Source organism: Paracoccus halophilus (genome assembly GCF_000763905.1).
Lineage (GTDB): Bacteria > Pseudomonadota > Alphaproteobacteria > Rhodobacterales > Rhodobacteraceae > Paracoccus > Paracoccus halophilus.
In genome coordinates this window covers 1-715 of sequence record NZ_JRKN01000101.1, presented here as the reverse complement: position 1 = coordinate 715, position 715 = coordinate 1, and the positions used below count along the sequence as shown (strand labels likewise).

Annotated in this window: 1 protein-coding gene; it reads left to right on the top strand. The window is 60.6% G+C overall.

All coding sequences use genetic code 11. The annotated features are described in order from the left end of the window. Window positions 1-686: DUF4123 domain-containing protein (locus tag IT41_RS19255; RefSeq protein ID WP_052081808.1), on the top strand; the 686-nt coding region annotated here is incomplete at its 5' end. Between the last annotated feature and the right edge of the window lie 29 nt (window positions 687-715).

Sequence of the window (715 nt, the reverse complement as noted above, 5' to 3'; positions counted from 1 at the left end):
CTGACCTTCCCGAGGCACTAACGGGTTCTCCAGACCGGGAGGCCCTGGCGCTTGGCCTCGAGCAGATCGTCTTTTCGCCGCTGGAGGAGGATGAACGGCAGCGGCAGCTATCCGATACGGCGATCCCGCCGCTGCGTGCTTACGCTCTGCTCGATGCCTCGCAAAGCGCCGATATTCCGATCTGTCTGGAGGGGTTTTCCGATCCCGCCCGCTGCCTGTTCGATGGTGCCGCTTATGACGACATGGCCGAGGTCGCGCCCTGGCTGGTCGAACTGGCGCGCCATTCCGATGCCTGGGACTGGTTCGTCGAGGACGGCTACGGCCATGACTGGGGCATCCTGCTCCATTCGCGGCTGGAACTGCCGCGGCTGAAAACGCATCTCAAGAAGTTCCTGAGGATCGAGGACGAGGACGGCGAGCGGTATTTCTTCAAATATTACCGGCCGGAACATTTCAACAGATATGTGCCGCGCTTTGACGACGTCCAGCGCGCCGCATTCTGGCGGGGGATCGAGGCCACCCATGCCGAAAGCAAAGATGATCCAGCAATGCTGCTGAGGCATGGGCTGGATGCGCGAGGCGAGCACGCCAGCCAGCGGATGGACCTCGTCGAGACTGGCAAGCCGCTGATGATCAGGCCTGCGGATATCGGCAATGTCATTCAGCCTGCCACTGAGCGAGGATAATATGGTGATCAAGTTTACGAAAGAACAGA